This is a genomic window from Thioclava nitratireducens (assembly GCF_001940525.2).
GTDB classification, from domain to species: domain Bacteria; phylum Pseudomonadota; class Alphaproteobacteria; order Rhodobacterales; family Rhodobacteraceae; genus Thioclava; species Thioclava nitratireducens.
In genome coordinates, this window is record NZ_CP019437.1 from 2449969 (window position 1) to 2467961 (window position 17993).

A 17993-nucleotide genomic window follows, 5' to 3' on the forward strand; every position below is an offset into this window, starting at 1 on the left:
CAGCCGCCCTGCCCGGCTCAGCCTTCGCGGACGATCTCCGCACCCAGCTGCGCCATCAAATCTTCGAAGATCGGGAAGGAGGTTGCAATGGGCGAGCCGTCATCGACCGAGACCGGCTTCTGCGCAGCCATGCCCAGTACCATGAAGCTCATCGCGATGCGGTGGTCGAGATGGGTCACCGCGGTGCCGCCGCCCGGCACGCCTTCGGGTCCGCAGCCATGCACGATCAGCGTATCCTCGTCTTCCTCGATCTTGACGCCGTTGGCTTCCAGCCCGCGCGCCATCGCGTCGATCCGGTCGCTTTCCTTGACGCGCAGCTCATGCACGCCGGGCATGCGCGTCACGCCTTCGGCAAAGGCTGCGACGACCGAAAGAACGGGATATTCGTCGATCTGCGCCGAGGCGCGCTCGGCGGGCACGTCGATCCCGTGCAGCTTGGAATAGCGCACGCGCAGATCGGCCACCGGCTCGCCGCCCTCTTCGCGCTCGTTCTCGAAGGTCAGGTCCGCGCCCATCTCGCGCAACGTGATGAAGATCCCGTTGCGGGTCGGGTTCTGGCTGACGCCCGGCACCACGATCTCCGAGCCCGGCACGATCAGCGCAGCGCAGACCGGGAAGGCCGCCGAAGACGGATCGCGCGGCACGGCGACCTCCTGAGCCTTCAACTCAGGCTGGCCCTGCAACGTGATCACATGGCCCTGATCGGTCACTTCCGTCGTGATCTCGGCACCGAAGCCGCGCAGCATTCGCTCGGTATGATCGCGGGTCGGGGTCTTCTCGATCACGACGGTCTGACCCGGCGCGTTCAGACCCGCCAGCAGCACCGCCGATTTCACCTGCGCAGAGGCCATCGGCGTCGCGTAGCGCACGGGAGCGGGGCTCGGCGCGCCGAGGATGGTCATCGGCAGTCGCCCACCATGACGCCCGAAAGCCTGCGCCCCGAACAGCCGGATCGGATCGGTGACGCGGCCCATCGGGCGTTTGCGCAAAGACCCGTCGCCGGTGAAGGTCGCCACGATCGGCGAGGTCGCCATCGCGCCCATGATCAGGCGCACGCCGGTGCCGGAATTGCCGCAATCGATGACATCCTCAGGCTCGGCAAAGCCGCCCACGCCCACGCCATGCACCGACCAGCTGCCGGGGCCGTGCTGCGTGACCTCGGCGCCGAAGGCGCGCATCGCCTTGGCCGTGTCGAGCACGTCTTCGCCTTCGAGCAGGCCGGTGATCTTCGTCTCGCCCACCGAGAGCGCGCCGAGGATCAGCGCGCGATGGCTGATCGACTTGTCGCCGGGAACCTCCGCCGTGCCCTTGAGGGGACCGCAGGCGTGCGAGGTCATTTTGATCGGTGTGCCGTGGCCGGACATGATGCCTCCCTAATTTCAACGCGCCCCTGTTAGCGCGATCTGGCGGGAGGCGGAAGGGCTCAGATCCGCCGATAGGTCAGGTAATGCGGCTTGCGGCCCTCACGCAGCGCTTTCTGTTCGTAGCGCGTCGAGAGCCAGTCCGCCCACGGTGTATCCCAATCGCCGGAAACCGGCTGCGGATCGTCGAAATCGAAGGCGGCGGGCACCTCGAACAGCGGCTCGAATCCGGCCTGCGGGACTTCCTCGACCGTCTGGCGGACATAGTCGGGGATGTCGGTCGCCACGCGGAATTCCGATCCCGGTTTCAGCGCGCGGTGCAGCGGTTCGAGATGCTCCTGCGTCACGAAGCGCCGACGATGGTGCTTCGATTTCGGCCACGGGTCTGGGTAGAGGAGAAACGCCTTCGAGATCGAGCCCTCGGGCAGCACATCCATCAGGTCGCGCGCATCGCCGGGATGGACCGAGACATTCGGTATTTTCTCGCGCCGCAGCTTACCCAAGAGCATCGCCACGCCATTGACGAAAGGCTCGCAGCCGATGAATTCCACGTCCGGATAGGTCTGCGCCATGTGGGCGAGATGTTCACCCCCTCCGAAGCCCACTTCAAGCCAGACCGGCTTGCCCTTGAACCGCGTCTCCATGTCGAGCGGCTCGCGGTCGGGGTTCTCCTCCCAACCGACGGGACCGGGCAGACGGCCCGGCAGGTCCTCGCGCAGATATTCCTTCTGCGCCTTGTTCAACGTCTTGCCGTGGCGGCGACCATAGAAGTTGCGCCAGGGCTGTTCGGGGGTGTCATTCTCGCTCATGGGAGGGGCCTCTAGCGGCGTCTCTCGAAAGGTTCAAGCCTTCTGAATGAGGAACAGCCCCAGGCACATGAAACCGATCCCCGCCCCGCGCATCAGAGTGATCGGCCGGACCAACGCGCCAAACAGTCCGAACTGGTCGATCGCGGCGGCGGCGATCATCTGGCCCAGCAGCACGAAGAACACCGCATTGCCGACCCCGAATTTCGGCGCGATGAAGGTGATCGAGATCACGTAGAAGGCAACGAGGAGCCCCGCGAGAAACAGATACCAAGGCTGCCCCGGCAGACGTGCGAGCGGCGCGGGACCGACGGTGAAGAGCATCACGATCACCGCACCCGACAGCGCAACGCAGAACAGGACGACCGCCGCGACCGCAGGCGATGCGATCCGCGCGCCAAGCTGGGCGTTGAGTGCGGCCAGCACCGGAATCCCGATCCCGGCGGCAAGCATGATGGCGGCATAGCGCAGGGCGTCGGGCATGGTCTGTCTCCTGTTGTTTTGCGGCGGAGAGTGGCGCGGAAGGTCGGAAGGCGCAAGCTGGATCGCGAAGCGTTCGGTCTGCTCGTCTGCGCGCACGAACCGCGTTGGACGACCAGCCTCAAGGCCGCACCCGCCGCTCAGCACCATCCCCGCAAAAGCAAACGGGCAGAGGTTCCCCCTGCCCGTCGCAAATTCCTGAAAGCTCTCGCCTCAGACCGCCTTCTTCAGCGCCTCGACCAGATCGGTCTTCTCCCAGGAGAAGCCGCCATCGGCCTCCGGGGCGCGACCGAAATGGCCATAGGCCGCGGTGCGCTCGTAGATCGGCTTGCAAAGATCGAGCGTCTCGCGGATGCCTTTCGGCGTCAGGTCCATCACTTGCGCCACGGCTTTCTCGATCACCTCGTCGGGCACTTCGCCGGTGCCGAACGTGTCGACATAGATCGACAGCGGTTTCGCCACGCCGATCGCGTAGGACACCTGAATCACGCATTTGCGCGCCATGCCTGCCGCCACCACGTTCTTCGCCAGATAGCGCGCCGCATAGGCCGCCGAACGGTCCACCTTGGTCGGGTCCTTGCCCGAGAACGCGCCGCCGCCATGCGGGGCCGAGCCGCCATAGGTGTCCACGATGATCTTGCGCCCGGTGAGGCCCGCATCGCCATCCGGACCGCCGATCACGAAGGTGCCGGTCGGGTTCACCCACCATTCGGTCTCGTCGGTGATCCAGCCTTCGGGCAGCGTCTCGCGGATGTAAGGCTCGACGATCGCGCGGATATCATCCGAGGTCTGATGCTCGTGGGCATGCTGGGTCGAAAGCACGATCTGGCTCACGCCGACGGGGCGGCCATTCTCGTAGCGCACAGACAGCTGCGATTTCGCGTCGGGGCGCAGCTCGGGCTCGGCGCCGGATTTGCGCGCTTCGGCCAGACGGCGCAGGATCGCGTGCGAATAATGGATCGGCGCGGGCATCAGTTCGGGGGTCTCATCGGCGGCGAAGCCGAACATGATCCCCTGATCGCCGGCCCCATCCTTGTCGACGCCCTGAGAGATATGGGCCGATTGCGGGTGCAGGAAGTTCGCGACTTTCAGCGTCGCCCAGTGGAACTCGTCCTGCTCGTAGCCGATATCCTTGACGCAATCGCGCACGATCTTGTCGATGCCTTCGAGATATTCGGCGAGCTTGGTTTTATCGGCCAGACCGACCTCGCCACCGACCACGACCTGATTGGTCGTCGCGAATGTTTCGCAGGCGACCCGCGCGTTGGGCTCTGCAGCCAGGAAAGTATCGAGAACGGCATCCGAAATGCGGTCACAGACCTTATCGGGATGCCCCTCCGAAACGGATTCGGAGGTGAAGACGTAATTCGCGCGTGCCATGAAAGGGTGCTCCGTTGTTGATATCCCCACCCCGTCAGGAAGCCGTTGGGGTGGTTCGGCTTTCTAGCTAGGAGCGCCTGCCGGTCGGGTCAATCGAAATACGCGTAAAGAGTGAAAGAAGCGCCAAAGCTGCAACAATCAGCGCGATGAACGGTGCGTCGCCCAGCTTGGAATAGAGCGTCGGCGGCAGGCTTGGCGGCAGCGCCACGTCGAGCTTGCCCATCCGGTCGAGTCCGAGGCTCGCCGTGATCCGCCCCTTGGCGTCGATCATCGCAGTGACCCCGGTATTGGCGTCGCGCGCAAGCGGCAGGCCCTGTTCGATCGCGCGGAGCCGCGCCTGCGCGAAATGCTGATAGGGCCCGCTGAGCGTGCCGAACCACGCGTCATTCGTGACCTGCAAGATCCAGTCGGGCCGCTGCGGGAAGCCGCGCAGGTCCTGCGGGAAGATCGCCTCGTAGCAGATCAGCGGCGCAACATGGCCGAGCTTGCCCAGATCGAGCAGCTTCTCCCCCGGCCCGGACGAATAGCCATTGCCGACCTGCGCCGCGAAGGCGGTGATCCCGATCTTAGCCAGCGCATCGCCGAAGGGCATGTATTCGCCGAAGGGCACGAGATGGGATTTGTCGTAAAGCGCCTCGACCCGGTCGTCGGGAGCGATGACGGCGAGCGAGTTGAAATAGCGGCTGCCTTCACTGCGCTGCACCCCCATCGCGAGCGGGATGCCACCCGCCGCCTCGGTCGACATCTCGAGCCCGCCCTGCGGATGGTCGAGCAGGAACGGCACCGCGGTCTCGGGCCAGACGATCAGGTCGGGCTTGGGCTGGCCGGGCGCAGGATCGGCCTTCGTCAGGTCCAGCAGCCGCTGGAAGAATTTCATCCGGTATTGCGGCAGCCATTTCAGGTTCTGCGGCGCATTGGGCTGCACCAGACGCAGAGTGATCGGCTCGGGCCTCGGCGCCACCGGCGCGTTGAGCCGCGCCACCCCGCCGAGCCACAGCCCGACCAGCGCCGCGCCCACGATCCCGAGGGCGGCAGGCATCCGCATCCCGCGCGTCATCGCAGGCGCGCTTGCGATCAGCAGGGTGATCAGGCTCAGCCCCAGCGGCCCGACAAAGGCCGCCGCCTGCGCGACGGGCGAGCCGATCCAGATATGGCCGACCAGCACCCACGGAAACCCGGTGAAGACGTAGGAGCGCAGCGCATCCGAGGCCGCCATGCCAAGCGCGATCCCGAGCGCACGCGAGCGCGGCCCCTGCCCCGCATAGGCCCCGAGCCCGTATCCGATCGCCCAGAATGCGCCCATCCCTGCGGCCATCAGGACCAGCGCGAAAGGCGCCATCCAGCCATAGACATCGGCCTCGACCATGAAAGGCTCGACGATCCAGAACATCGCGGCCAGCGCATAGCCGAAGCCGGTGGCGAACCCGATCCAGATCGTGGAGGCGCGCCAGCGTTCGGCGGAGGCGAACCAGACTGAGGCCGCCAGCGTGGGCAGCGCGATCCACCACAGACCGAGCGGCGCCTGCCCGGCGGCGAACAGAACACCGAAAAGCGCTGCCAGAGCCAAGCTCTGCCAGCGCGGGCGCAACGGTGCGCGAAAGCCCTCTCGGATGGTCGCGATCATGGGCGCGTCATAGCCCGCTCACTCGGCGGGCGCCACTCCCGGCAGACGTACGCGCAGACGTTTGATCCGGCGCGGATCGGCATCGACCACCTCGTATTCCACGCCGTTCTCGGTCACCACGACCTCGCCGCGCGCGGGCACCCGGCCAAGCTGCATGAACACCAGACCGCCCATCGAATCGATCTCGTCATCGGCCTCCTCGTCAGAGAGCCGCATCCCGATCTGCGCTTCGAACTCGTTGACCGGCGCGCGGGCCTGCACGACCCATTGGCCGGGCTTTTCCTCGCGCCAATAAGCGTCGTCGGCCTCGTCATGCTCGTCCTCGATCTCGCCGATCACCTGTTCGATCAGGTCTTCTAGCGTGAGCAGACCGTCGACCCCGCCATATTCGTCGATCACCAGCGCCATATGGGTGCGCTGCACCTGCATCTTCTGCAAGAGCACGCCGATCGGCATCGACGGCGGCACGTAAAGGAGCGGACGGATCAGCTTGCGCAGCGAGAACCGGCCATTGCCCGATCCGAAGCCGTATTCCAGCGCCAGGTCTTTCAGGTGGACGAGGCCCAGAGGCGTATCCAGCGTTTCCTTGAAGACCGGCAGGCGCGAATAGCCGTGCTGGCGGAACTTCTCCACCAGCTCGTCGCGGGTGATGGAGACCGGAACGGCCTCGATCTCGACTTTGGGGATGGCGACATCGCCCACCCGCATCTTGCGCAGGTTCCCCAGCCCCAGCGGCGCTGGCGCGGGTTTGGGCGGCATTTCTACCTGTGGGGCCTCTTCTTCCATTGGGCGTTGCCCGAAAAAGCGGCTGAGCAACCCGCGCGAAGCGGGCTCCGAAGACTGACCGGGTTCTGCGTTTTCCGAACTACCGGTATTGGCGGAGGTAACTCCGTCGGCGACCTGTCCCATTGTTCCTTTCCGAAAGATGACGCGGAATGCGCCTAGTCTTACACATATGGGTTACGAATTCCTACGCTTTCAAGAAGCCGGATTTCGATTTGTTCCATAACTTGCGCATCTTCGTCGCGAATATGGTCATAGCCCAACAGGTGCAGCACCCCATGGATGAGCAGATGCAGCGTGTGATCTTCGACGGATTTGCCTTGCTCTTCGGCCTCTCGGGCGCAGGTTTCATAGGCGATCGCGAGGTCGCCGAGCTCGATCTCACCGAAGACATCGGGCGCGGGCGGTTCGGGATGGGCGCCGGGCTCTTCCGCGCCGCGTTCTTCGGCGGGCCAGCTGAGCACATTGGTGGGCTTCGCCTTGTCGCGATATTCGCCGTTCAGCTCGGCGATGCGCGCATCGTCGCAGGCGAGCACCGAGAGGCGGCAGAGCTCAGCCTCGATTCCGCGATCCTCCAGCACCAGTGACGCGGCGCGGGTCATAAGGTCTTCGAGCCCGACCGTCTCCCAGCGGGGGTCTTCGATCTCGAGGTCAATTTCCATCGGAATTCCCGCCTTCCGTGCCAAGCGTCAGATCGCCCACCTTCTGCCCGGCCTTGTCATAGACCAACACCTGCCCCCCATCGGTCACCACCACAGTATAGTTGCGCGCGAAGGTCACGGCCTCGGCCTGTGCGCCCTCGGGCAGCGTGATCGCGGCGGGCAGTTGCGGCAGCGGATTGGGTTGCTGCAAGCGGATGACAAGCAGCGCCACGATCGCTACAAGCCCGACGATCATCACCGCCGCAAGCGTGGTCACCAGTATCTTGAGAAAGCGAAGATCGGGTGGCAGCGTGGTGGCAGGCTCTTCGTCAGGCAGGTCGGACATGAATAAGGAAATCCTCAGCATCGAGATCGGACCCGGCATGGGTCCCCGCCTTGATAAGGCCTTGGCGGCGGCTGTGCCAGAGGAAGCGGCGCTCTCGCGCTCGCGCCTGGCGAAACTGATCGCGGAGGGCTCGGTCAGCCGCGAGGGCGTGGCCGTGACCGATCAGAAGACCAAGGTCGCCGAGGGCGAGGTCTATCAGATCGCGCTGGAGCCTCCGAAAGAGGTCGAGACCGTCGCGCAGGACATTCCGCTGGAAGTGCTGTGGGAAGATGACGACCTGATCGTCGTGAACAAGCCCGCGGGCATGGTCACCCACCCCGCGCCGGGCACGCCCGAAGGCACGCTGGTCAACGCGCTGCTGCACCATTTCGGCGGGAATCTCTCAGGGATCGGCGGCGAGGCGCGCCCCGGCATCGTCCACCGCATCGACAAGGACACATCGGGGCTGCTCGTCGTCGCGAAATCGGACCGGGCGCATCACGGGCTCGCCGCGCAATTCGAGGCGCATACGGTTCATCGCCATTACCGCGCGCTTTGCCACGGCGTCCCGCAGGCTTCCGATCCGCGGCTGCGCGGACTGAACGGCGTCAGCTTCGAGCAAGGCGGCGTGCTGAAGATCGTCACGCAACTCGCCCGCCACAAGACCGACCGGCAGAAACAGGCGGTGGTGGCCCATGGCGGGCGGCATGCCGTCACCCGGGCCCGCACGATCGAGGATTTCAACGGAACGGCGGCGCTGATCGATTGCTGGCTCGAGACCGGGCGCACCCATCAGATCCGCGTCCATATGGCCTATGCGGGTCACGGGCTGATCGGCGATCAGACCTATGGCGGCAAGCGCAAGATCTCGGAAAAAGCGGTGGGCGCGGCTGCGGCAGAGGCCGTCCGCGCCTTCCCGCGTCAGGCGCTCCACGCGGCGACGCTTGGCTTCGTTCATCCCGTCACCGGAGAGGAACTGTCCTTCGAGGCGCCCCTGCCCGACGACATGACCGACCTGATCGACGCGCTGCGCGCCGCCTCCATGCCCCCTGCAGGCGGCACCGCCCCGTGAACGTCTGGTGGGCGGAGCTTCTGACGCTGCTGTTTCACTTCGGCAGTCAGGCGCTCGCGCTGCTGCGCGTGTTCACCCGTCCCGACAAGCCGCCCGCGGTGCGCGCAAGCTGGACGGTGCTTATCCTGTCGGTGCCGTTCCTCGGCGTCATCCTCTACATCCTGATCGGGGAGACGCGGCTCAACCAGCGCGTCGCGCGCAAGCTGCAGGCGACGGTCGCCGCCCTGCCCGCCCCCGATCCGGTCGAGCCCGCAGACCTCGAAGCCATCTCCCCGGCCTATCGCGCAGCCTTCGCCCGGGCCGCCGCGATCAACGGCTACGCGCCGAGTAGCGGCGATGCCATCGCCTTCCTGCCCGACCCTGCCGATCAGCTCGAACCGCTGATCGCCGATATCGACGCCGCCAGCCGAAGCGTGCACCTCATCACCTATATCTGGCTGACAGACCTGACCGGCATCGCGATGGCCGAGGCGCTGACCCGCGCGGCCGAACGCGGGGTGACCGTGCGCGTCCTCGTCGACGGGCTGGGCGCGCGCGGCTTCATCAAGTCGCGCCACTGGAAGGCGATGAAGAAGGCCGGAGTGAAGACCGCGATCGCCTTTTCCTTCCGCTGGCCGCTGTTCAAGCTCGCGACGATGCGGATCGACCTGCGCAACCACCGCAAGCTCGCCGTGATCGACGGGCATGTGGCCTATACCGGTTCGCGCAACATCGCCGACCCGGAGTTCCGCATCAAGGCGCGCTTCGCGCCGTGGAAGGATGTCATGCTGCGGATCGAGGGGCCGCTCGCCGCCCAGCACCAGCACATCTTCGCGACCGACTGGGTGACGCATAGCCGGGAGGAAATCTCGGACCTCGTGATCCCCACTCCCGCCGCGCCGACCGCGCGGCCCGGAACGGCGGTCGCCTTCGCCACGGGGCCGATGCTGGACACGCGCGGGGTGCCGGATGTGTTCCTTGCGGTGATCGGGGCCGCGCGCGAGACGCTGACCCTCTCCACCCCCTATTTCGTGCCGGGCGAGGAAATCGCCTCCGCCCTGCGCGCCGCCAAGCGCCGGGGGGTGCGAGTGCAGGTGATCGTGCCGAGGCGCAACGACTCGCGCTTCGTCGCCCATGCCGCGCGCAGCTTCTACCCGGTGCTGGCCGAGGCGGGCGTCGAGATCTGGGAGCACGGGCCGGGCCTGCTGCACGCCAAGACCCTGCTGGCCGATGGCCGCGTCGCGATCCTCGGCTCGGCCAATCTCGACCGCCGCAGCTTCGAGCTGAATTACGAGAATTGCGTGCTGATCGAGGACCACGAACTCGGTCTCGAACTTGGCGAACGCCAGCGCCACTGGATCGCGCAGGCCCGCCGCGTCGGACCGGAGCGGATCGCGGAATGGCCCCTGCACTGGAAAATCATCAACAACCTGATGTCGGTGCTCGCGCCGATCTTGTGAAGCGTCAGATGTTTTTTTACACATCCGCGACGGAAATCCCGTTACGATACGTTGATCTTTCTATGCGACTGCGTCAGGGCGGCTTTCGGTGAACCAATCCGCACTGCCTTGCGTTTCTTGAAAGAACGGGGGGCGATCCCCACATTGAGCAGCCGCCAAAAGGGAGACATGGGAGACGATGACGAGCTACACGAACCTTCCGGCCCCGAGTCCTGAGCAGGGGCTGAACCGCTACCTTCAGGAGATCCGGAAGTTCCCGCTTCTGGAGCCGGAACAGGAATATATGCTGGCCAAGAGCTGGGCCGACCACCAGGACACCGATGCCGCGCACCAGTTGGTGACGTCGCACCTGCGTCTCGCCGCGAAGATCGCGATGGGCTATCGCGGTTACGGCTTGCCGCAGGCCGAGGTGATCTCGGAGGCGAATGTCGGTCTGATGCAGGCCGTGAAGCGCTTCGATCCCGAGAAGGGCTTCCGCCTCGCGACCTACGCTATGTGGTGGATCCGCGCCGCGATCCAGGAATACATCCTGCGCTCGTGGAGCCTCGTGAAGCTGGGCACCACCTCGGCGCAGAAGAAGCTGTTCTTCAACCTCCGCAAGGCGAAGTCCAAGATCGGCGCCTATGAAGACGGCGATATGCGCCCCGAGAACGTCAAACAGATCGCGTCCGATCTGAACGTGACCGAGGAAGAAGTGATCTCGATGAACCGGCGGATGTCGGGCTCGGACGCCTCGCTGAACGCACAGATCGGCGCGGGTGACGAAGGCGGGGCCGCACAGTGGCAGGACTGGCTCGAAGACGAGGATGCCGATCAGGCCGAGGCCTATGCCGAGACCGAGGAGATGGAAGCCCGCCGCGAGATGCTGATGGACGCGATGGACGTTCTCAACGACCGCGAGAAGGACATCCTGATGCAGCGCCGCCTGCGCGACGATCCCGTCACGCTGGAGGAACTCTCGGGCGTCTATGACGTCTCGCGCGAGCGTATCCGCCAGATCGAGGTGCGCGCCTTCGAGAAGCTGCAGAAGCGCATGACCGAACTGGCACGGGAAAAAGGCATGAACGTGCCCGCGTAACCCGCGAACAGTAACGAGTGCGAAAGTGTGTCGCCGCTCCTTTCCCGGGGGCGGCGATTTTCTTTGCGCCGCGCCGCATAAGCATTACCTTCGCCCCGGATACGAGCACGAAAAGAGGGAGAGAGACGATGCAGGTGTTGAACTGGGGAATCCTCGGCGCCGCGAAATTTGCGCGCGAGCATATGGGCCGGGCGATCCACGCGGCCGAGGGCGCGCGGCTGGCGGCGCTCGCGACGTCGAGCCCGGAAAAAGCCGATCCCTTCAAGGCCTTCGCGCCCGATCTCAAGGTTCATGACAGCTATGACGCGCTGCTGGCCGACCCCGGCATCGACGTAGTCTATATCCCGCTGCCCAACACGCTCCATGTGGAGTGGACGAAGAAGGCGCTGGCGGCAGGCAAGCATGTACTGACGGAAAAGCCGATCGCGATGAAGGCCGAGGAGATCGACGGGCTGATAGACGCGCGCGACGCCGCCGGCAAGTTCGCGACCGAGGCCTACATGATCGTGCATCACCCGCAATGGCGGCAGGTGCGCGACTGGCTCGATGCGGGCGCGATCGGAGAGTTGCGCCACGCCGATGTGGTGTTCACCTTCAACAACCCCGACCCCACCAATATCCGCAACAAGGCGGATATGGGCGGCGGCTCGATCCCCGATATCGGCGTCTATGCCTATTCCTGCGTGCGCTTCGCAGCCCGGGCCGAACCGGGCGATCTGCGCGCCGTCATCCATCGCGAGAACGATGTCGACACGTTCACGCAGGTCACGGGCGAGATGGTCAGCGACAAGGGCCGCTTCACCTATGGCGCGCTGACCTCGACCCGGCTGCATCCGCGCCAGGAAGCGGTCTTCCAGGGCTCCGAAGGTTTGATCCGCCTCACCTGCCCGTTCAACGCGAATGTCTTCGATCAGGCGGAGGTCACGCTGATCCGCAAGGGCAAGCCGGACGAGATGATCCGCTACCCGGCCGTGAATCAATATGTGATCCAGGTGGAAGCCTTCATGCGTCATGTCACCGAGGGCGCGCCCTATGCGTGGACACTTGAAGATGCGCGCGGCACACAGGCGATGATCGACAAGGTGTTCGCCAGCGAACAGGGATAGCGCAGGCTCGCACAGGGAACAAAGCACGCGTGACGGGGTTCAGGACGAATGAAATCAGACAGTTCCCAAAGTGACGCGCAGGGCGGGTCCGACAACGGCAGCGGAAAAGTCCAGAACAACGCCGTGCGCGAACGGCACGAGGAGCGCTCGGTGAAGCAAGCCTCGCGCCTCTCCGCGCGGTTGATCTACGCCGTGATCCGGCATGACGGCGACGAAGAGCTGAACCGCCCGCTCACCTCTCTCGTGTGGTCGGGGCTCGCGGCGGGCATCCTGATCAGCCTCTCGGTCATCGCGCAGGCGAGCTTGCATGCGCGTCTGCCCGACGAAAGCTGGCGGATTCTGGTCGAGTCCCTCGGCTATTCGGCCGGGTTCATGGTGGTGATCTTCGGGCGGATGCAGCTGTTCACCGAGAACACGATCACCACCGTCCTGCCGGTGGTGGCCGAACGGTCGCTGACATGCCTGCTGAAAATGCTGCGGCTCTGGGCGATCGTGCTTGCGTCGAACATTCTTGGCTGCGCGATCGCCTCGGGGTTCCTGAGCATTCCCCATGTCATCCCCGACGAGATGACCGACAGCCTGCTGGCCGTGGCGCGCCACGCGACCGACGGCGACATGGGACAGAACTTCTACCGCGCGATGCCGGCGGGCATCATCATCGCCGCCGTGGTGTGGATCATGCCCGCGGCGCAGGGCAGTTCGTTCCTCGTGATCCTCGCGATGACATGGCTGCTCGCGGCCTCGGGCTCTGCGCACGTCGTCGCGGGCTCGGTCGAGGCGGGGCTGCTTGTCTGGAGCGGCCATATGAGCCTGACCGAGGCGATCAGCCGGTTTTTCTTCCCGGTTCTCGCAGGCAATGTCGCGGGCGGCACGGCGGTCTTCACGCTGCTGACATGGGGTCAGGTGAAGAACGAGGTGATCGGCGAGCACGACGAGGCAGACGACGAGTCCTGAGCCGCCCCGACCGAGTTTTTCAAACGATATGCGAAAACCGCCGGGCGCGCCTCAGCGCAGCTTCGGCGGCTTGCTCGGATCCATGCCGGGGGCGGAACCGGGGCGGAGTTCCTGCACCTCTTCCTCGACCGGCTCGGGGACATGCAGCACGAGCCCCTTGTCCAGCAGAAGCTGCGCGGCCTTGTCCTCGGGCTCGAGGAAGGTCACGTCCAACTCGCCCGCATCCAGCCCCGAGAAGGTCAGCGCCTCGCCCATTGCCTTGGCGATACCCGCGCGGAAATGCTCATGCGCGCCGATCACCGCGAGCACATGGCCCCGGTGGCCGTCCTCGTAGGTGACGCCGCCCAGCACGGCAGCCTGCGCGATCCCGGCAAGCTGGTCCAGCTTGGCCTCGAAGGCGGGCAGCAGCAGCGCGATCACCGCGGGCGACAGACCCGGAGCGGTGAATTCCACCGGACGGCCCTGCGCCTCCAACGGCGTATGCGCGAGCGTCTCGGTCAGCCAGTCCAGCGCCTCGGGCGGCAACAGCATCGCCGAGTCCGCAACACCGAGATTGACGCCCAGCCCGATATTCTCGCCCACCAGATGCTGCGCGATCACCCGGCCCGGCAGCGCCGCGTAGGGCTGCGGCCCGTCCGCGAATTCGCCGAGACGGTCTTCGGTATCGAAGACGAGAACGAACTCGCCCTCTTCGGTGGAGAACACCTGCGGCTTGATGTTTTCGTCCTCGGGCTCTTCTTCGAGCAGCAGGAACAGCTCGGCATCGGCGAGACGGTCGAACACGGCGAGACGCTTGGCCTCGTTCTCCGGTTCGGCTTCCATCGCGGCATGGGCGCGGTCATAGGGGGTCATGTCAGCTCCTTCACCCGGGCGCGCAGGACCGGCAGCAGGTCGGCCTCGAACCACGGGTTTTTCTTCAGCCATCCCGTATTGCGCCAAGACGGATGAGGCAAGGGGAAGAGGCGCGGCGCCTGGTCCCGCCAGCCCAGCACGGCCTGCGTCACGTTGCGTGTACCCAGATGCCAGCGCTGCGCGGCGCCGCCCACAAGAAGCGTCAGATCGACCGGGCCGATTTCCTCCATCACCCGGTCGCGCCACGTCTGGGCGCAGATTGCGGGCGGCGGCAGGTCGGCCCCCTTCGCGTCATAGCCCGGAAAGCAGAACGCCATCGGCGCGATCGCGATGCGCGAGACGTCGTAGAAGGTCTCGCGATCGACGCCCATCCAATCGCGCAGCCGGTCGCCCGAGCGATCGTTGAACGGCACGCCGGTCTCGTGCACCCGGATCCCTGGCGCCTGCCCCACGATCAGCACGCGTGCGCCGGCGGCGAACCACGCGACGGGACGCGGCGAATGCCCGGTCGCGGTCGCGCGAAACCGCGCCGCGCAAAGGCGGCAGTCGCGGATCTCGTCTTGCACGGGGCGGGTCATCGTTTCTCCTCTAGTGTCAATGTGTTCGTCATTGCATAACCCTCCCACAACTGAACATAATGCTGCCCAAATCCAAGGTTAGGCGGGTTCTCGCACTGCTGCCCCCGTGATTTAGTGGCGAGGCGCGCACAGATGGAGACCCGGGCCAAAAAGTAATGATCGTATTCGAGAACGTCTCCAAATCCTTCTGGACCGGCAAGCAGCGCAAGGTGATCCTCGAACGCGCCAGCTTCCGCGTGGAGCTGGGCCAGAGCCTCGGCATTCTCGCGCCCAACGGCACCGGCAAGACCACGATCATCAACATGATGGCAGGGCTGGAAAAGCCCGACGAGGGCGAGATTCGTCGCACCAGCCGGGTCTCGTTCCCGCTGGGCTTCATGGGCGGCGTCGTCTCGAAACATTCGGCGCGCGAAAACGCACGCTTCATCGCGCGGCTCTACGGGCTCGATCCCGACTATGTCGAGGCCTTCTCGCGCTGGCTGACCGGGATCGCGGAATATTTCGACCAGCCCGTGGGCACCTACAGTTCGGGGATGCGCGCGCGGTTCACCTTTTCCCTGCTGCTCGCGCTGGAATTCGACATATACCTGATCGACGAGGGGATGCCCTCGACCACCGATGTGGAGTTCAACCGCAAGGCCGGCTCGATCCTGCGCGACCGGCTGCGTAATTCCACCGTGGTCGTGGTCTCGCACCAACCCTCCACGATCGAGAAATTCTGCAATCGTGCGGCGGTGCTGCGCGACGGGCAACTTTACCAGTTCGACACTCTTGAAGAAGCGAAGCGGTTGTATGACTACCAGTCCTAAGGCCCCGAAATTCCGTATCCGCCGCGATGGGCCGGTGATCACGGGGAGCGACGGCTCGCTGCAGCTGGGGGCGATGCCGCTGAAATCGGGCCCCGGGACGACGGGAGAGCCGACCACGCCGCGCGCCTCCAACGCCTCTGCGGCCTCCGCCGCGCAAGCCGCACCCTCTTCCGACACGCCGGAACCGCAACGGCAACGGCAACGGCGGCACAGAGACAGCGATCCCTCCAGCATGTTCGAGCCGCAGGATGACGGGTTCGGCGATCAAAAATTCCCGACGGCGGAGCGCAACGGCGCCGAGGTGATCGATGCGGGCCAGCGCACCCCCGAGGAAGAAATCGACGCGATCCGCGCCGAGGGGCTGACCGGCCGCCAGTTGCGCCTCGCCCGCCGGATGGCGCAGAAACACGGCGTGCAGGCCAGTTCCGATTTCGAGGCCGTGCTGCTCCTGCGCCGCCGCGGGATCGATCCGTTCGACCGCTCGAATATCGTGGCGATGGTGAAACCCGGCGAGGCGGAAGCGACTTCGCGGGCGCTGGCACGGACCGACGGGCCGGGCGCGGATACCCGCGTGAACCTGCCGCAGACGATCAAGAAAGGTCAGCTCCCCTCGACCGAGGTGATGACCGAGGATCGTCGCGCCGCCGAGATCCTGCGCATCCAGCGCGACATCGCCAAACGTCGCCGCCGCAAGCTGATGCTGCTGGGCGCGCGGCTGGGCTTCTTCGTCGTGCTGCCGACGCTGATGGCCGCCTATTACTATTTCGCGATGGCCACGCCGATGTATGCGACGAAATCGGCTTTCGTGATCCAGAAGGCCGAAGGGCTGGGCAATTCCGGGCTGGGGTCGCTCTTCTCGGGCACGCAGCTCGCCACCAATCAGGACTCGGTGACAGTGCAATCCTATCTGCAGTCGCGCGATGCCATGAAACGGCTCGACCGCGATCAGGGTTTCAAGAAAATCTTCGAGGATCCGAGCATCGACCCGCTTCAGCGCCTGCCGAAGGATGCCACCGACGAGCAGGCCTACCGGCTTTACTCGAAAATGGTCGAGATCGGCTACGACCCTTCCGAGGGCATCGTGAAGATGGAGGTCATCGCCCCCGATCCGCAGAAATCGCAGCAATTCTCCGAGTCGCTGATCTCCTATGCCGAACAGCAGGTGGACCAACTGACTTCGCGGCTGCGCGACGACCAGATGAAGGGCGCGCGCGAAAGCTATCAGGATGCCGAGGCGAAGGTGTTCGCTGCGCAATCCAAGGTGCAGCAGCTACAGGAGAAGGTCGGCGTCCTCGATCCCGTCAGCGAGAACTCGGTGGTGATGGGCCAGGTCGCCAATCTGGAAAACCAGTTGCAGCAGAAACGGCTCGAGCTGGGCCAACTTCTCGACAATGCGCGTCCCAACCAGGCGCGGGTCTCGGGTGTGCAGGGCGACATCAGGCGCATTCAGGCGCTTCTCGAAAAGACGCGTGGCCAACTCACGGCGGGGCGCCAGGCCACCGGGGGCGAGTCGCTCGCCGCCGTCACCGGCCAGTTGCAGATCGCCCAAGGCGAATTGCAGACCCGCCAGATGCTGCTCTCTGCCGCTGCGCAACAGATGGAAACCGCCCGGATCGAGGCCAACAAGCAGGTACGCTATCTGGAGATGGGCGTACGCCCCGTCGCCCCGGACGAGCCCACCTATCCGCGCGCTTTCGAGAACACGCTGTTGGCTTTCCTGATCTTCTCGGGCATCTATCTGATGCTGTCGCTCACAGCGTCGGTCCTGCGCGAGCAGGTCTCGAGCTGAGCTAGAGCGGCCCGTCACAGGCTGCGGAGAGAGAAATGAAAGACGTGAAAATCGGCGGGCTGACCGTCTCGAACGACCGCCCGCTGACGGTGATCGCGGGTCCGTGCCAGCTCGAAAGCCGCGACCATGCGATGATGATCGCGAAGGAAATGGCCCGCGCCTGCGACCAGGCGGGCGCGCAGTTCATCTTCAAGGCGAGCTACGACAAGGCCAACCGCACCAGTCTCAAAGGCAAGCGCGGCCTCGGCATCGACGCGGGACTGAAGATCCTCGAAGAGGTGCGCGCAGAGATCGGCTGCCCGGTGCTGACCGACATCCACGACGCGGAACAGGCCCGGATTGCAGGCGCCGTCGTCGACGTGATCCAGATCCCGGCCTTCCTGTGCCGCCAGACCGATCTGTTGCTGGCCGCGGGCGAGACCGGCTGCGTCGTGAACATCAAGAAGGGCCAGTTCCTCGCCCCGTGGGACATGCCCAACGTGGCCGAGAAGGTCGCCTCCACCGGCAACGAGAAGATCCTGCTGACAGAGCGCGGCACCTCCTTCGGCTACAACACGCTGGTCGCCGATATGCGCGGCCTGCCCGAGATGGCGAAGACCGGCTACCCGGTGATCATGGACGCGACCCATTCGGTGCAGCAGCCCGGCGGTCAGGGCGGCTCCTCTGGCGGTCAGCGCGAATTCGCGCCGGTGATGGCGCGTGCGGCGGTGTCGCTGGGCATTGCGGGGGTATTCATCGAAACCCATGAGGCGCCCGATAGCGCGCCCTCGGACGGGCCGAACATGATCCCGCTCAACCAGATGCCGAAGCTGGTGCAGACGCTGATGCAGTTCGACCGGATCGCCAAGGACGACCCGATCCGGCTGTAACGCGTATGAGAAAGGGCGCGCGAGTGTTCCGCGCGCCCTGCCCTGTT

Annotated in this window: 18 protein-coding genes and 1 riboswitch; of the genes, 8 read left to right on the forward strand and 10 right to left on the reverse strand. The window is 65.4% G+C overall.

All coding sequences use genetic code 11. From position 1 onward, the window contains the following. Nucleotides 1-17 precede the first annotated feature (17 nt). From aroA to BMG03_RS11710, 8 genes are all read right to left on the reverse strand, one after another. Nucleotides 18-1364 (reverse strand): 3-phosphoshikimate 1-carboxyvinyltransferase, encoded by a 1347-nt coding sequence (aroA, locus tag BMG03_RS11675; protein WP_075774957.1) that lies wholly within the window; start codon nt 1362-1364, stop codon nt 18-20. Between the two features lie 59 nt (nt 1365-1423). Further along, the gene (gene trmB / locus BMG03_RS11680) at nt 1424-2170 is read right to left on the reverse strand and encodes a tRNA (guanine(46)-N(7))-methyltransferase TrmB (protein ID WP_075774958.1); all 747 of its coding nucleotides are present in this window, start codon (nt 2168-2170) and stop codon (nt 1424-1426) included. A gap of 33 nt (nt 2171-2203) precedes the next feature. Next, nucleotides 2204-2650: a DMT family transporter gene (locus BMG03_RS11685; protein WP_075774959.1), complete on the reverse strand. Its 447-nt coding sequence runs from the start codon at nt 2648-2650 to the stop codon at nt 2204-2206. A 210-nt stretch (nt 2651-2860) separates the two neighbouring features. Next, nucleotides 2861-4027 carry a methionine adenosyltransferase gene (gene metK / locus BMG03_RS11690; protein ID WP_075774960.1) on the reverse strand — a complete coding sequence of 389 codons (1167 nt, stop codon included), beginning with the start codon at nt 4025-4027 and terminating at the stop codon, nt 2861-2863. A gap of 7 nt (nt 4028-4034) precedes the next feature. Continuing rightward, nucleotides 4035-4084: riboswitch (SAM-SAH riboswitch) on the reverse strand. Between the two features lie 10 nt (nt 4085-4094). Next, complete coding sequence (gene lnt, locus BMG03_RS11695) at nt 4095-5651, reverse strand: apolipoprotein N-acyltransferase (protein WP_075774961.1); 1557 nt, start codon at nt 5649-5651, stop codon at nt 4095-4097. An 18-nt stretch (nt 5652-5669) separates the two neighbouring features. Then, on the reverse strand, nt 5670-6560 hold the full coding sequence (locus BMG03_RS11700) for a hemolysin family protein (protein ID WP_075774962.1): 891 nt from the start codon (nt 6558-6560) through the stop codon (nt 5670-5672). Nucleotides 6561-6598: 38 nt separating this feature from the next. Next, a complete protein-coding gene (ybeY, locus tag BMG03_RS11705) occupies nt 6599-7096 on the reverse strand; it encodes an rRNA maturation RNase YbeY (RefSeq protein WP_075774963.1) in 498 nt (165 codons plus the stop codon). Beyond that, entirely contained in the window at nt 7086-7421 is a 336-nt protein-coding gene (locus BMG03_RS11710; protein WP_075774964.1) for a DUF6476 family protein, read from the reverse strand. Before BMG03_RS11710 ends, ybeY begins: the two co-directional genes overlap by 11 nt. Here BMG03_RS11710 and BMG03_RS11715 point away from each other — a divergent pair. The 5 genes from BMG03_RS11715 (at nt 7420) to BMG03_RS11735 (ending at nt 13049) form a co-directional block, all read left to right on the forward strand. After that, on the forward strand, nt 7420-8472 hold the full coding sequence (locus BMG03_RS11715) for an RluA family pseudouridine synthase (RefSeq protein ID WP_075774965.1): 1053 nt from the start codon (nt 7420-7422) through the stop codon (nt 8470-8472). The genes BMG03_RS11710 and BMG03_RS11715 overlap by 2 nt on opposite strands. Continuing rightward, on the forward strand, nt 8469-9911 hold the full coding sequence (cls, locus tag BMG03_RS11720; protein ID WP_075774966.1) for a cardiolipin synthase: 1443 nt from the start codon (nt 8469-8471) through the stop codon (nt 9909-9911). The genes BMG03_RS11715 and cls overlap by 4 nt, the downstream gene beginning before the upstream one ends. Nucleotides 9912-10089: 178 nt before the next feature. After that, nucleotides 10090-10989, forward strand: coding sequence for an RNA polymerase sigma factor RpoH (rpoH, locus tag BMG03_RS11725; protein ID WP_075774967.1), 900 nt, complete (start codon nt 10090-10092; stop codon nt 10987-10989). A 128-nt stretch (nt 10990-11117) separates the two neighbouring features. Further along, nucleotides 11118-12095, forward strand: a complete 978-nt coding sequence (locus BMG03_RS11730; RefSeq protein WP_075774968.1) for a Gfo/Idh/MocA family protein — start codon at nt 11118-11120, stop codon at nt 12093-12095. 48 nt (nt 12096-12143) lie between these two features. Continuing rightward, on the forward strand, nt 12144-13049 hold the full coding sequence (locus BMG03_RS11735) for a formate/nitrite transporter family protein (protein WP_077701239.1): 906 nt from the start codon (nt 12144-12146) through the stop codon (nt 13047-13049). Between the two features lie 51 nt (nt 13050-13100). Here the strand turns inward: BMG03_RS11735 and BMG03_RS11740 are convergent, their stop codons facing one another. After that, nucleotides 13101-13901 carry an SseB family protein gene (locus BMG03_RS11740; protein WP_075774969.1) on the reverse strand — a complete coding sequence of 267 codons (801 nt, stop codon included), beginning with the start codon at nt 13899-13901 and terminating at the stop codon, nt 13101-13103. Continuing rightward, a complete protein-coding gene (locus tag BMG03_RS11745; RefSeq protein WP_075774970.1) occupies nt 13898-14479 on the reverse strand; it encodes a uracil-DNA glycosylase family protein in 582 nt (193 codons plus the stop codon). Before BMG03_RS11745 ends, BMG03_RS11740 begins: the two co-directional genes overlap by 4 nt. 155 nt (nt 14480-14634) lie before the next feature. On the opposite strand from BMG03_RS11745, the gene BMG03_RS11750 reads away from it, so the two are divergent. From BMG03_RS11750 to kdsA, 3 genes are read left to right on the forward strand one after another with little or no spacing between them, the layout of a single operon-like run. Then, a complete protein-coding gene (locus BMG03_RS11750; RefSeq protein ID WP_075774971.1) occupies nt 14635-15288 on the forward strand; it encodes an ABC transporter ATP-binding protein in 654 nt (217 codons plus the stop codon). Then, nucleotides 15272-17077, forward strand: coding sequence for a KpsE/RkpR family capsule polysaccharide export protein (locus BMG03_RS11755; RefSeq protein WP_075774972.1), 1806 nt, complete (start codon nt 15272-15274; stop codon nt 17075-17077). The genes BMG03_RS11750 and BMG03_RS11755 overlap by 17 nt, the downstream gene beginning before the upstream one ends. Nucleotides 17078-17112: 35 nt before the next feature. Then, a complete protein-coding gene (kdsA, locus tag BMG03_RS11760) occupies nt 17113-17946 on the forward strand; it encodes a 3-deoxy-8-phosphooctulonate synthase (protein WP_075774973.1) in 834 nt (277 codons plus the stop codon). The last annotated feature ends 47 nt before the right edge of the window (nt 17947-17993 follow it).